The sequence below is a fragment of the Arthrobacter ipis genome, assembly GCF_014694315.1.
Taxonomy (GTDB): domain Bacteria; phylum Actinomycetota; class Actinomycetes; order Actinomycetales; family Micrococcaceae; genus Arthrobacter; species Arthrobacter ipis.
This window is the reverse complement of sequence record NZ_JAAOXD010000007.1, coordinates 217,857-229,954: the sequence shown is the minus strand read 5'-3', so window position 1 is coordinate 229,954 and position 12,098 is coordinate 217,857. Positions and strand designations below refer to the sequence as shown.

Annotated in this window: 12 protein-coding genes and 1 pseudogene; 6 read left to right on the top strand and 7 right to left on the bottom strand. The window is 66.7% G+C overall.

Annotation, left to right across the window (positions count from 1 at the left end):
• Window positions 1-270 precede the first annotated feature (270 nt).
• Window positions 271-2,952, bottom strand: a complete 2,682-nt coding sequence (locus G9E11_RS16055; protein WP_246468992.1) for an excinuclease ABC subunit UvrA — start codon at window positions 2,950-2,952, stop codon at window positions 271-273.
• Window positions 2,953-3,137: 185 nt separating this feature from the next.
• Here G9E11_RS16055 and G9E11_RS16050 point away from each other — a divergent pair, with 185 nt between their 5' ends.
• Entirely contained in the window at window positions 3,138-4,106 is a 969-nt protein-coding gene (locus G9E11_RS16050; protein ID WP_190608362.1) for an adenosine deaminase, read from the top strand.
• 12 nt (window positions 4,107-4,118) lie between these two features.
• On the opposite strand, the gene G9E11_RS16045 is transcribed toward G9E11_RS16050, so the two are convergent.
• Window positions 4,119-4,478: a hypothetical protein gene (locus G9E11_RS16045; protein ID WP_190607507.1), complete on the bottom strand. Its 360-nt coding sequence runs from the start codon at window positions 4,476-4,478 to the stop codon at window positions 4,119-4,121.
• Between the two features lie 146 nt (window positions 4,479-4,624).
• Here G9E11_RS16045 and G9E11_RS21225 point away from each other — a divergent pair.
• A pseudogene (locus G9E11_RS21225) lies at window positions 4,625-4,927 on the top strand (hypothetical protein); the annotation flags it as partial.
• Between the two features lie 57 nt (window positions 4,928-4,984).
• Here G9E11_RS21225 and G9E11_RS16040 read toward each other — a convergent pair.
• Together G9E11_RS16040 and G9E11_RS16035 are read right to left on the bottom strand one after the other, a co-directional pair.
• Entirely contained in the window at window positions 4,985-5,959 is a 975-nt protein-coding gene (locus G9E11_RS16040; RefSeq protein WP_190607505.1) for an aldo/keto reductase, read from the bottom strand.
• 228 nt (window positions 5,960-6,187) lie between these two features.
• Window positions 6,188-7,081, bottom strand: a complete 894-nt coding sequence (locus G9E11_RS16035) for a glucose 1-dehydrogenase (protein WP_190607504.1) — start codon at window positions 7,079-7,081, stop codon at window positions 6,188-6,190.
• Between the two features lie 305 nt (window positions 7,082-7,386).
• Between G9E11_RS16035 and G9E11_RS16030 the strand changes: the two genes are divergently transcribed.
• Complete coding sequence (locus G9E11_RS16030; protein ID WP_190607502.1) at window positions 7,387-7,686, top strand: DUF2630 family protein; 300 nt, start codon at window positions 7,387-7,389, stop codon at window positions 7,684-7,686.
• Window positions 7,687-7,804: 118 nt separating this feature from the next.
• Here G9E11_RS16030 and G9E11_RS16025 read toward each other — a convergent pair whose 3' ends face one another.
• On the bottom strand, window positions 7,805-8,104 hold the full coding sequence (locus G9E11_RS16025; protein WP_190607500.1) for a hypothetical protein: 300 nt from the start codon (window positions 8,102-8,104) through the stop codon (window positions 7,805-7,807).
• A 244-nt stretch (window positions 8,105-8,348) separates the two neighbouring features.
• On the opposite strand from G9E11_RS16025, the gene G9E11_RS16020 reads away from it, so the two are divergent.
• Window positions 8,349-9,212, top strand: coding sequence for a pullulanase X25 domain-containing protein (locus tag G9E11_RS16020; protein WP_190607498.1), 864 nt, complete (start codon window positions 8,349-8,351; stop codon window positions 9,210-9,212).
• 272 nt (window positions 9,213-9,484) lie between these two features.
• Here the strand turns inward: G9E11_RS16020 and G9E11_RS21220 are convergent, their stop codons facing one another.
• Window positions 9,485-9,781 (bottom strand): hypothetical protein, encoded by a 297-nt coding sequence (locus G9E11_RS21220; protein WP_246468991.1) that lies wholly within the window; start codon window positions 9,779-9,781, stop codon window positions 9,485-9,487.
• Here G9E11_RS21220 and G9E11_RS16015 point away from each other — a divergent pair.
• Both G9E11_RS16015 and G9E11_RS16010 read left to right on the top strand, forming a co-directional pair.
• Window positions 9,771-10,256 carry a hypothetical protein gene (locus G9E11_RS16015; protein ID WP_246468990.1) on the top strand — a complete coding sequence of 162 codons (486 nt, stop codon included), beginning with the start codon at window positions 9,771-9,773 and terminating at the stop codon, window positions 10,254-10,256. The genes G9E11_RS21220 and G9E11_RS16015 overlap by 11 nt on opposite strands.
• A gap of 82 nt (window positions 10,257-10,338) precedes the next feature.
• Complete coding sequence (locus G9E11_RS16010) at window positions 10,339-10,641, top strand: acylphosphatase (protein WP_190607496.1); 303 nt, start codon at window positions 10,339-10,341, stop codon at window positions 10,639-10,641.
• Here G9E11_RS16010 and G9E11_RS16005 read toward each other — a convergent pair.
• A partial coding sequence (locus G9E11_RS16005; RefSeq protein WP_190608357.1) for a DEAD/DEAH box helicase occupies window positions 10,634-12,098 on the bottom strand: 1,465 nt, incomplete at its 5' end. The two genes, G9E11_RS16010 and G9E11_RS16005, sit on opposite strands and share 8 nt — an antisense overlap.

Genomic DNA, 12,098 nt, shown 5'->3' with positions numbered 1-12,098 from the left:
CCCGCGCTCGGTCCGTCCCCGGACGTTGTCGCGCTACTGCCCGCCCCTGACGAACTAGAGGTCATTTCGGTATCCGCCGGCCGGGCAGTAACTGGTGGTGGCGGCACCGGGCATTCTTGGGCCCGCGTCGCGCGGGCATGTGTCCCACCCTAGAGGTGTCGGGCGCCGTTATCAAATCGAGATCTTTATTGACAGTCAAGCAGTTTTGGGGCACTCCAACCCGGCAGTTGGAGGGCCATCGGAACCGGGGACGGGGAAGCCGCCAGGCTGTTACCTCGCGGACGGGGAGTTCAGGGCGGAAGCCAGGTAGGGCGCCGTCCGGCTGTCCGGTGAACCGGCGACTGCGGCGGGCGTTCCCGAGGCAACGATCTCTCCACCGGCGTCCCCGCCGGCCGGCCCGAGATCGATCACCCAGTCAGCTTCCGCCACCACGTCCATTTCGTGCTCCACCACGACCACCGTGTTTCCCGCGTCCACGAGGCGCTGCAGCTGGCCCATGAGGAGCCGGACGTCCGCCGGATGCAGCCCGGTGGTGGGCTCATCCAGCAGGTACAGCGTGTGGCCGCGGCGTGCGCGCTGAAGCTCTGTGGCGAGTTTGATGCGCTGGGCCTCTCCGCCAGACAGCTCGGTGGCAGGCTGTCCCAGCCGCAGGTAGCCCAGTCCGACTTCCCGGAGCGTCTGCAGGCTGCGTGCAGCGGCTGGAACGTCGCGCAGGAACTCCGCGGCCGCGTCCACGGTCATGCCCAGGACGTCGGCCACCGTCTTGCCGCGGTAGGCGATTTCAAGGGTTTCGGGGTTGTAGCGTGAGCCGTCGCACTCCGGGCAGGGACCATAGCTGCCGGGCAGGAAGAGCAGTTCGACGGCGACGAATCCCTCGCCCTGGCAGGCCTCGCAGCGCCCGCCCGCCACGTTGAAGGAGAACCGTCCGGCACCGTATCTGCGCGCCCGGGCTTCATCCGTGGCGGCGAACTCCTTGCGCACGGCGTCGAAGAGCCCGGTGTAGGTGGCCAGGTTGGACCGGGGCGTTCGGCCGATCGGTTTCTGGTCCACAGTCACCAGCCGGTCCACGTGGTGCAGTCCGGTCACGGTACCTACGCTCAACGGGGCGCCGGGGTCGCCGTCCACCACCGGCTGGTCTTCGGTGCTTTCCCCCGTGCCGCCTGAGCCCGCATCACCGTGCAGTTCGGATCCGACCACTTCGGCCAAAACATGGCTGACCAGCGTCGACTTGCCCGAGCCGGACACTCCGGTGACCGCCGTCAGGACCTGCAACGGGAAAGCCGCGTCGAGGCCGCGAAGGTTGTGGCGGGAGATGTCCTTCAGTTCCAGCCAAGCACCAGGCTCCCGACGGCGGCCGGTACGGTCGCTGCTGTCAGGTTCAGTGCCGTCAGCACCGCGGCCGCCGGTGCGGTCACCGCCGCCGGTGTCACCGCCGTCGTCGGCACCGCCGGTGTCAGCACCGCCCCTGGAACCATCCGGCATGAGGAACGGGCGTGTAACGGAAGCCTCGACGGCCGCGAGGCCGGCCACCGGCCCGCTGTACAGAACCTCACCGCCGCCCTCTCCTGCCCTCGGGCCCACGTCCACGAGCCAGTCGGCGTGGCGCACAATATCCATGTTGTGCTCCACCACGAACACGGAGTTGCCCGAAGACTTCAGCTGCTCCAGCACGGCCAGGAGGGGCTCGGCGTCGGCCGGGTGCAGCCCGGCAGAGGGCTCGTCCAGCACATACACCACGCCGAACAGGCCCGAACGGAGCTGCGTGGCGATCCGGAGGCGCTGCATTTCGCCCGGGGAGAGGGTGGGCGTCGAGCGGCCCAGGGCAAGGTAGCCGAGCCCCAGATCCAGCAGGACCGTGATCCGCTGGAGGAGGTCACGTGTGATGGCCACGGCCACCTCGTTGCCTTCGCCTGAGGACAGCTTGCGGGAGGCAGTGCTGGCGTCGTTCAGCTCGGTCGTGGGGCGGATGATGTCAGCCAGTTCGGCCATCGGCACTGCGTTGAGTTCGGCGATGGTCCTGCCGGCGAACGTCACGGCCAGGGCCTCGGGCGTGAGTCCGCTGCCGCTGCACCGCCGGCAGGGGCCGGTTTCCATGAAGCGGAGTACCCGTTCGCGCATGGTGTTGCTCTTGGAGTCGGCCAGGGTGTGCAGGACGTGGCTTTTGGCGCTCCAGAACTTGCCCTTGTACGGCTTGGCCACCCGGTCGCGCTGCGGCGTGATTTCCACCACCGGCTGCTCGTCGGTGAAAAGGATCCAGTCGCGGTCCTTTTTAGGCAGCTCCCGCCAGGGGGTGTCGACGTCGTAGCCCAGGTGGGTGAGGATGTCGCGCAGGTTCTTGCCCTGCCATGCCGTCGGCCAGGCGGCGATCGCACCCTCCCGGATGCTCAGCGACGGGTCCGGGACCAGGGTGGCTTCGGTGACGGTGTGCGCGACACCGAGGCCGTGGCACTCGGGGCATGCCCCGGCGGCCGTGTTGGGCGAGAAGGCGTCGGAGTCCAGCGGGCTGGCGCCGGCGGGGTAACTGCCGGCACGCGAGAAAAGCATGCGGAGCGAGTTGGATAGCGTGGTCACCGTTCCCACGGTGGAACGGCTGCTGGGGGTGCCGCGGCGCTGTTGAAGCGCGACGGCGGGAGGCAGCCCCGTGATCGTCTCCACCTTGGGATTGTGGCCCTGCTGGATAAGGCGGCGGGCGTACGGCGCCACGGACTCGAAGTACCGGCGCTGGGCTTCGGCATAGATGGTGCCGAATGCCAGGGAGGACTTGCCCGACCCCGAGACGCCGGTGAAGGCGACGATCGCGTCGCGCGGGACGGCCACGTCAACGTTGCGAAGGTTGTTCTCGCGGGCTCCGCGCACCCGGACAAAGCCGTCAGCAGAATGGTGGGCACCGGTGCCGGCTTCCAGGCTCCAGTCCAGATCGGCCAAGGGGTCAGCATACTCTTCAGTCCGCATCTGTTCGACTCTACGGGCATTGCCGGTCCGGGGACTATTCTGTCGGGGTGAACACTAACGAGGTTGCCGCCGAACCGATCGATCCCACTGCTCTTTCCGGTCAAACTGCACATACAGAGCAAACGGGGCCTTCGGGTGAAACTGCGCTTGCAGATGAAGAGGAACTGGTGGCGGCCCCGGCGCCGATGCCTTTGGCGGAGCTCCACCTGCACATCGAGGGGACGCTGGAGCCGGAACTGATCTTTGCGCTTGCTGAGCGGAACGGGATCGAGCTGCCGTACGCGGACCTGGACGAGCTGCGAAGCCGGTATGAGTTCACGGACCTGCAGTCGTTCCTCGACCTGTACTACGCCAACATGGCCGTGCTGCGGACCGAGCAGGACTTCGCGGACATGACCCGGGCCTACCTGGAGCGCGCTGCGGCGGCCGGGGTGCGGCACGCGGAAATCATGATGGATCCGCAGGCGCACCTCTCGCGTGGCGTGTCCCTGGAGACGTGCGTGAACGGCGTGGCCTCCGTCCTTGCCACGTCTGAAGAGGAGTTTGGCATCTCAACGCTGCTGATCGCCGCCTTCCTGCGGGACCTGTCCGAAGACTCGGCCCTGGAAGTCCTGGAGGGGCTTCTGGCGATGAACGCGCCCATCGCCGGCATCGGCCTGGATTCCGCAGAGGTGGGCAACCCGCCGTCGAAATTCACGCGGCTGTTTGCCCGGGCCGGCGAAGCAGGCCTGCGGAAGATTGCGCACGCGGGGGAGGAGGGGCCGCCGTCGTACATCGTGGAAGCGCTGGACGTCCTGGGCGTGGAGCGGATCGACCACGGGATCCGGTGCATGGAGGACCCGGACCTCGTGGAACGGCTCGTCGATGAGCATGTGCCGCTGACGGTGTGCCCGCTGTCGAACGTCCGGCTTCGCGCCGTGGACATGCTGGCCGCGCACCCGCTGCCGGCGATGCTGGCCGCCGGGCTCAACGTCAGCGTGAATTCGGACGATCCGGCGTACTTCGGCGGCTACGTGGACAGCAACTTCGCCCAGCTCGAGTCAGTCCTGGGGCTGTCCGAGTTCGACCGGGTCAGGCTTGCTGCGAACTCGATCAGGTCGTCCTTCGCCAGTGAGGAGCGGAAACACGAGCTGCTGGCCGAGCTGTCGGGCTAAGGTCGGGGCGGGTTACGGCTCGGGCGGGGCGCTCGCCGTCTGGCCGTCGATTGCTGGGTCTCTGGCAGCCGCTGCCGGGGTGCCCGTCCGGATGATCCACCAGCCCAGCGCCGCCATGACCAGCCCAATGGGGATTCCGTGGGGCGGCAGTCCAGCGTTGTAGCCGAGGAAGCCGGCGACCACGAATGCGGTGCCGATCCACACGGGGAACATGCCTGAGCGCCAACCGGCGATGCCAAAAAACATCCAGCCCAGTGCGAAGAGTATGTAGCTGGACAGCGCGCCGACCGAGAGCATTCCGGACCCTCCGGCGAGGGTCGCGCCCGGGGCGACGTCGGTAATCCAAGGGCCGGCGAAGCCGTCAAACCACATGTTGCCGGCGTGTCCAGGGTTCCTGCAAGTGCGAAGCAGAAGCCGACGCCGCCCAGTCCGCCGGCCCGGTCGGCGAACCTGTTGTAGGCGCACAGCAGGGTGAGGGTGAGCCCGATGAAGACCACCCAGTACAGAGCGTTCGTTCCGGCAGGCTGGAGCCCGTTGCGCCGAACCTGCTCTCCGAGGTGGCCATCGTCTGCCGTATTGCGCAGGAGACTGTGCAGGGGAAGTCCAGCGCGGACTGGGCCGGGTTCGAGAAAAACAACGACCTCATCGGGGAGCACATTTCCCATGTGGTCCCCGGCTGCGATGACTACAACAGCAAGATCAGGCAGGAGGGCGGCTTCGTCCTGCCCAACGGCCCGAGGGATTCGCGCACCTTGACCACGCCCACCGGCAAGGGCATGCTGACGGTCAACCGCCTCGTGAGCATCGAGCAACACGCCGGCGTCCAAGGCTGTGCTCGTGCGGCTGGAGCCCGCGTAGCGCCCGCAGCTTCCCGGATTCTAGGTGTCTATCGAGTTCATGTGCGGATAGCGCGCCCCTGCGGCCGCGCCCGCGGGGGCGAGTTCGCCAAGGCGGGCAAGGTCGGCCGCTGAAAGCTCGACGGCGGCCGCGCCCAGGTTCTCGGCCAGGCGTTCGCGCTTCTTGGTGCCGGGAATGGGCACGATGTGCTCGCCCTGCGCGAGCAGCCAGGCCAGGGCGAGCTGCGCCGGACTGCACTGCTTCTCATCTGCGAGTTCCTTGACCCGGTCTACGAGCTCCAGGTTCCGGGTGAAGTTTTCACCCTGGAAGCGGGGAGAGTGCCGCCGGAAATCATCGGCAGCAAAGTCGTCGGGGCTGCGCAGTTGGCCGGTGAGGAAGCCGCGGCCCAGGGGGCTGTAGGGGACGAAACCGATCCCCAGTTCCGCCAGCACGGGGAAGACCTTCGTCTCCGGCTCCCGCTCCCAGAGTGAATACTCGGTCTGCAGCGCAGTTATCGGATGGACGGCGTGGGCCCTGCGAATGGTCTCAGCGCTCGCTTCGGATAGGCCCAGATGGCGGACTTTGCCGGCCTCGACGAGCTCCGCCATGGCTCCTACGGTGTCCTCGATCGGGACGGTCTTGTCCACCCGGTGCTGGTAGTAGAGGTCGATGTGGTCCACTCCGAGCCGCTGCAGGCTGGCGTCGCAGGCGGAGCGGACGTACTCGGGGCGGCCGTTGATGCCCACCCAGGAACCGTCCTCCCGCCGCTCGTTGCCGAACTTCGTGGCCAGGACCGCGTCGGAGCGCCGCCCCGCGATGGCCCTGCCGACCAGCTGCTCGTTGGTGAACGGGCCGTACATGTCTGCGGTGTCCAGCAGGGTTCCGCCGGCGTCCAGGAAGGCGTGGATGGTGGCGATGGACTCGCTGTCGTCGCCGGTTCCGTAGAACTCGCTCATGCCCATACAGCCCAGGCCGAGACTGGAGACGGAAAGTGAACCAAGTGTGCGGGATTCCATGGGGCTCTCCTCAGATAGGTTGCGGGAGTGGCTCAGGGAGGTGCGGTGTAGTCGCCACTATAAGTCTCCTTGCGGCTTTTTGCTCCACTTTCGTGGCGCCGAAACGCCGCCGGCCCCGGGTCTCCCGTATGTTGACGCGGTTTTCCTGGTGACCGGCGGCGGTGTTGCTTCCGAAAGTGGTGCAGAAATGCCCGGCGGCGGGATGTACGGCGCGCCGGCAACCAATAGCTACGGCGTGGGGCTGCCGCCGTTGACGTTCAGGGTCTCGCCGACCACAAAGCTCGACTCCGCCGAGGCCAGGAACACGTAGGCCGGGGCAAGTTCGGCAGGCTGTCCGGCCCGGCCCAGGGGAGTGTCCTTGCCGAACTCGGGCAGGGCTTCCTTGGGCTGGCCGCTGCTGACCTGCAGGGGTGTCCAGATCGGCCCGGGAGCCACCGCGTTCACCCGGATGCCCTTCGGCGCCAGCTGCTGCGCCAGTCCCTTGGTGAAGTTGTTGATGCTCGCCTTCGTGGTGGCGTAGTCAAGGAGCGTCGGCGACGGGTTGTAGGCCTGGATCGACGTGGTGTTGATGATCGTGGAACCGGCGGGAAGGTGGGGTACCGCGGCCTTGGTGAGCCAGAACATGGCGTACACGTTGGTCTTCTGGGTGTGGTCGAACTGTTCATCGGTGATGTCGCCGATGTCCTCCTGCGCCACCTGCTTGCCGGCGTTGTTCACGAGGAGGTCAAGTCCGCCCAGTTCCTGCAGCGCGGTGTCCACCAGCTTCTGGCAGGTAGCCGGGTCCTTGAGGTCGCCGGGGACTTTCACGGCCTTGCGGCCGGCCTTCTCGATCAGGTTCGCGATTTTCGTTGCGTCTTCCTCCTCCTCGGGGAGGTAAGAGAGCACGACGTCGGCCCCTTCCCGGGCGAAGGCGATCGCCGTGGCTGCGCCGATGCCGGAGTCCGCGCCCGTGACGATTGCTTTCCTGCCGTCAAGGCGGCCAGTGCCGCGGTAGGTGTCCTCGCCCAGGTCGGCCTTGGGTTCAAGCTTGGCGTCCAGGCCGGGTTCGGGCTGGTGCTGCTTGGGCGGCTCGATGTGCTCGTAAGCGGTGACAGGGTTCTGGAAGGTGTACTGGTCGGTCATGGTTCTCCTCCGGAGTGGTGTTGAACGCGGACAAGAACATCTTGGTCCGGGCGATGCTGGCATCGGGGGAATGCTAAGCATGCTTATCGTCCACCCTAACGAGACTGCGGCGGTGCCGCCAGTGGCAGTTGGGTGGACTGCTCAGGGCCGGCTACTCAGTGCCGGCTGCGGTGAACGGTTGAAGGCCCCCCCCTTCCGCGTACTGCATCGCCTGAATAGGCTGGCAGTCCCAGCCCGGCGCGCCGCGGTTGCTGGCAGCGCTTCCGCAAAGGCAATCCAGGGCGCGTAACGAAGGAGTGTAGGCGATGGACAACCAGGACATTCTGCAGCGCATCCAGGCGCTGGTTGACGAGGAGCATCAGCTCCGCGATCCTGCAGCGTCGGGCCCGGCCAGCGGCTCCGGCGGGGGTGGCTCCGGAGAAGATGCTTCCGACAAGGGTACGGCTGAGCGGGATGAGCGACGTGCCCGTCTGCGGCAGGTGGAAGAAGCGTTGGACCAGTGCTGGGATTTGCTGCGCCAGCGCCGGGCAAAGTGGAAGGCGGGCGAGGACCCCAATGAGGCGGATGCCCGTCCCGTTAATGAGGTGGAAGGCTACGTGCAATAAGTCTCCACCCGCGCGGAAGGGCGGCCGCCAATTAGCGGCCGCCCTTCCGCATTGCCCGAACGTTATGGCTGCGCGCTGTTACCGTCTGCAGCTAAGTGCCAGAAGCTACCGCCAGCAGTTACTGTTCCTGACCGCTGTGCAGTCCGTCGTCGCTGCTGTCTGCGGAAGCCGAGTCGCCGGTGTCGTCGGAGAGGTCCATGCTGCCGCGGGCTTCCTCCATGGTCGGGCCGCCGGACGGGACGCTGTAGCGCTCCGGGCGGATGCCGTGCAACTGCTCCTCGATGAGCGCCTGCTCTTCGCTGAAGCGGATGACGTTGGCGTCATCTCCGGCGTCGCCGGGAACGTCCTCGCGGAGTTTTGAAGGGTCCGGAACTATAAAGCCGTCTGCCTTGCTGTTGCGTTCACTCACTGAACTCATCCCTTCCGTTTGGTGCCTCGCTCTACATGGTAAGCCTACTTTCTATCGCCGCCGCGGGGAAATGACCCGGGAAGTGGGTCAGGGAAGGACCCCCACGGGCCGGAAAAAGCGAGATTTTGGACTCATTTCGGGTGTAATCCCCGTCATAGTCGGTCACGACACACAATGTTTACCGAGCAAAGTCGCCAGATCCGCCCTGCTCTTGGCAAACTACTGGGGGAACAATCGCTCTGTAAGGGGAACCATGCGCAAGACTGCCGCCGAAAACACCAACATCCGCCTCAAGGCCGTGCTGGACGTTCTGGCAGAGGGGGTGTTGTCCGGTGACTCGCAGAACGCCGGCGTCGTGCTGGCTGAAGCGCTCGTGCGGGTTCCGCTGAACGCCTACGAAGCTGAGCTTCTCAGCGGCGGCATCCCCCGGGGCCACAAGTCACTGACCACTGCCACGGCCAAGCTGGTCAAGGCTGGCTGGCTCGTCAAGGGACGCTCAGGGTGGACCATCACCGAGGACGGGCAGCGCGCGACCGTCGCCTTCCCGGACGCGGCCAGCTTCTCGGCAGCGCTCGACGCCGGCACTCCGGTCCCTGCTGACACGCCGCTTCCGGTGGCCGCACCTGCCAAGCCGGCAGCCACTGAGGCGGCCCCGGCAGAGGCCGAGAAGGCTCCGTCCAAGGCGGCGAAGGTCGTCGACAAGGCGGCCAAGCTGATCGAGGACGCAGTAGCTCCCGTCGCCAAGGCTGTGCGCAAGAAGGCAGAGGCCGACGCCGAGTCGCAGGCTCCCGCCGTCGAAAACTCCGCGGAAACCATCGATCAGCCCGCGGCCGTGGCCGTGGCGGGCGACTTCAACACCCTGCTGGGAGCCCCGGAGAACTGGGCGCCGCAGTACGACGAAGCGCAGATGAAGCTGGACGAGCTGGACCAGCTGTGGAAGCTCTCGGCTGAAATCCCGGCCGGCTACTACAACTTCAAGATCGCCCTGAACCGCTCCTGGGATGAGAACTACGGCGCGTTCGGCGCATTCGATGGTGCGAACCACGAACTGCACCACTCCGGCGGCCAGGTCACCATCCGCTACAACCACCGGACGCGGGACATCACCGTCAACTGATCCCGTTTGGCCGAAGCCCCGCTGCAGCGCATGCTGCAGCGCGGCTTTGTCGTTCCCGACCCGCCGGTCGAGCCGGTCGAGGCCCCGCTGACTCTTGTCCGCCGGTCGAGGCCCCAGCCGCCGGTCGAGCTTGTCGAGACCAAGGGGAGTCACTTCGTCCGCGGTGCCCTCGGCGCCGGTTCGTTATTGACGGCAACACTTTGGCCGCGGTCCCCGCCAACGTCTTCCCCAGTCGATGAACAGAAGCCCAAAATGGGGAGCACGTTCCCAACTCAAGGAGGAGCATTGCGCTGTTCAGGGACTTTGTCCAGGGCCGCAGTCTTGGCCGCCGTCGGCGCACTCGTCGGCTGCGGGGCGCCTGCCTCGCCCGGGGGAGGCGGGTCTGCGGCACCAACAACGTCGGCCTCTTCCTCTGCTGCGGCCTCCGCGACGGGAAGTGGAACGGCGACGGCAACCGACAGCCCTGCGTCTGCCACTGCCACGCCGTCCGCAACGCTGCCGGAGGACTGGAAGACGTTTACGACCTCGGACGGCAAGTTGGCCTTCGACCTTCCGTCAGTGTGGACCATCAAGGACCCTGCCGGACAGACGCCGCAGGGCGGCGGCGTGTTCGTCGAGGTCCGCAACCCTGCAGGCAAGGCCATGGCCACGCTTCGCACCAACATGGTGGTGGGCGCGGAATGCACAACGAAGCAGCCGTACGGCATGTACGACTCCGAACCACTCCCGGCACTGAAACAGTCCGGCAGTACGCCACGGTTCACGTTCGAGTCGCGGCAGGACGATACCGCCACCGACCCCGCGAAGATGACGATCCTGGCCTACGGCATCACCTCGGCGCCGGAACCGACCGGGCCCACGGCCTGCCCGATTGCCCATTTCTTCACCTGGCCGCCAAGCGGGGCGATGTTCGGCGGGGTCTACAACCCGTTCGACACCACCCCGGGAAACCCGCCGAACGTGGACTCACCTGAGGCGTACAAGGAGACCCCCGAATACAAGAACATCCGCGGCATGATCACCTCGCTCCGCCCGGCGGGGTAGCGCCGCTGATCGAGCCCCTTCTGGTCGAGCCCCTTTCTGGTCGAGCCTGTCGAGACCAAGGCACCGGCGCTACATTGGTTCCATGACTGACTCGAACGCAGCCGACCCGGACAGCGTCCGCCTCACCGCACGGGTCACAGGCATGGTCCAGGGCGTCGGCTTCCGGTACTGGACCGCGCGCAAGGCCGATGAGCTGGGGCTGACCGGTTCGGTCAGGAACGACGACGACGGGTCGGTCGCCGTCGTCGCCGAGGGCCCGCAGCCGGATATCGTCGAATTCAGGCGCTGGCTCGGATCTTCCCACGCACCGGGGAGGGTGGCGCACGTCGACGAGAAGGTCTCCCGGGCTGAGGGCGGATTCCGGAGCTTTCAGGTTGTCAGTTGAATCTCCCCGGGCTGAGACCCAGGAAGGCCCCGAGCTCCTCGAGCGCGAATGGTCGTGATGGCATGTAGTTCGTGAGCTCAGGGGAGCGGACCACCACCGCCCGCCATTGACCACGGGACACAGCCACGTTGATCCGGTTGCGGTTTAGCAGGAATTCGGCTCCGCGCGGTGCCTCGGCAATGGCCGAACACGCCATGGACACGAGCACCACGGGACCCTCCTGGCCCTGGAACTTGTCCACCGTGCCCACCCGCACCTCGGCCAGGCCCTCATGGTTCAGGGCGTGCCGGATCGCCTGCACCTGAGCGTTGTACGCAGCCACCACCAGAATGTCCTTGGCTTCCAGCCGCCGGATCGGCTCGTCCTTGCCCGGCGTCCACTTGAGCCCGATATGCTCGCGCGCCAGGCTTACGATCGCTGCCGCCTCTTCCGCTGAGCTTGTGGTGTTTCCGGCATGCGGCACCAGAACTGTTTCCACGCCGGGAGGTACCCCGTCGAGGTGGCGCAGGGATGCCGCCGGTGCGGATTCCAGTTTGCCGTCGTAGCTGAGCACCGACACCTTGCGGCAGAGTTCGGGATGCATCCGCCAGGAATCGGCGAGGAAGTAGCCCCGTTCGGCAGGCATCGTGGCGTGCCCGGCTGATAGCCACCCCAGCGCCGACTCATCGACCGGCTCAGGATGCGACCCCTGGGTGACCTGGGGAAGCTGCTGCGGATCGCCGAGCAGCAGGAGCCGCTTCGCGGATCGAGCCACGGCCAGGGTGTTGGCCAGCGAATACTGGCCGGCCTCGTCAATGACCAGCAGATCCAGGGACCCTGCCGGCACGCATTTGCCCGTCATGGTCCAGGCGGTTCCCCCAACCAAGCACCCGCCGTCCGCGTCCAACAGGCGCGCGATGTCCTCGTCGGCGACGCAGGTCCACGGAACGTCGTGCGGTTGGGACAGCTTCTTGGCCACCACGGCGGGATCCACCCCGGCCTTCGCAATGGCTGTGCAGAGCATGTTCTCGACGACGGCGTGCGACTGGGCGACCACGCCCACCTTCCAGCCGGCCTGCACAAGCCGGGCGATGACGTGGGAACCGACGAACGTCTTGCCCGTTCCCGGAGGACCCTGCACCGCGAGGTAGGACCGGTCAAGGTGTTCCAACGCCTGGGTTATGGCAGACACGTAGTCGGCGTTCCCGTCCGCCTCGTTGCCGACTGCAGGCAGATTCGGGATACCGGCCAGCCTGGGTGCTGTTCGGCGCAGGATATCCACGCCGGGATGCTTGGAAAGGTTCGGCAGCGAGGAGCCGACAAGCTGCGCGAGTTCCGCGAGCGCGGCCTCGATACTGGCGGTGGCAATGGGACGGTCGTCTGTCAGCGCCATGGGCAGCTGGAAATACGGCGGCACCTTGCCCGTGGATTTCTCCGTGATGGTGATGACGGTCCGGCCCGGCTGACCGGGATGGTCC

What these genes read in the sequence shown, in the direction of transcription:
- G9E11_RS16055 (WP_246468992.1), bottom strand. Translation starts at nt 2,952, where the DNA reads ATGCGGACTGAAGAGTATGCTGACCCCTTGGCCGATCTGGACTGGAGC.
- G9E11_RS16050 (WP_190608362.1), top strand. Translation starts at nt 3,138, where the DNA reads ATGCCTTTGGCGGAGCTCCACCTGCACATCGAGGGGACGCTGGAGCCG.
- G9E11_RS16035 (WP_190607504.1), bottom strand. Translation starts at nt 7,081, where the DNA reads ATGACCGACCAGTACACCTTCCAGAACCCTGTCACCGCTTACGAGCAC.
- G9E11_RS16020 (WP_190607498.1), top strand. Translation starts at nt 8,349, where the DNA reads ATGCGCAAGACTGCCGCCGAAAACACCAACATCCGCCTCAAGGCCGTG.
- G9E11_RS21220 (WP_246468991.1), bottom strand. Translation starts at nt 9,781, where the DNA reads ATGGTCCACACTGACGGAAGGTCGAAGGCCAACTTGCCGTCCGAGGTC.
- G9E11_RS16045 (WP_190607507.1), bottom strand. Translation starts at nt 4,478, where the DNA reads ATGTGGTTTGACGGCTTCGCCGGCCCTTGGATTACCGACGTCGCCCCG.
- G9E11_RS16040 (WP_190607505.1), bottom strand. Translation starts at nt 5,959, where the DNA reads ATGGAATCCCGCACACTTGGTTCACTTTCCGTCTCCAGTCTCGGCCTG.
- G9E11_RS16010 (WP_190607496.1), top strand. Translation starts at nt 10,339, where the DNA reads ATGACTGACTCGAACGCAGCCGACCCGGACAGCGTCCGCCTCACCGCA.
- G9E11_RS16030 (WP_190607502.1), top strand. Translation starts at nt 7,387, where the DNA reads ATGGACAACCAGGACATTCTGCAGCGCATCCAGGCGCTGGTTGACGAG.
- G9E11_RS16025 (WP_190607500.1), bottom strand. Translation starts at nt 8,104, where the DNA reads ATGAGTTCAGTGAGTGAACGCAACAGCAAGGCAGACGGCTTTATAGTT.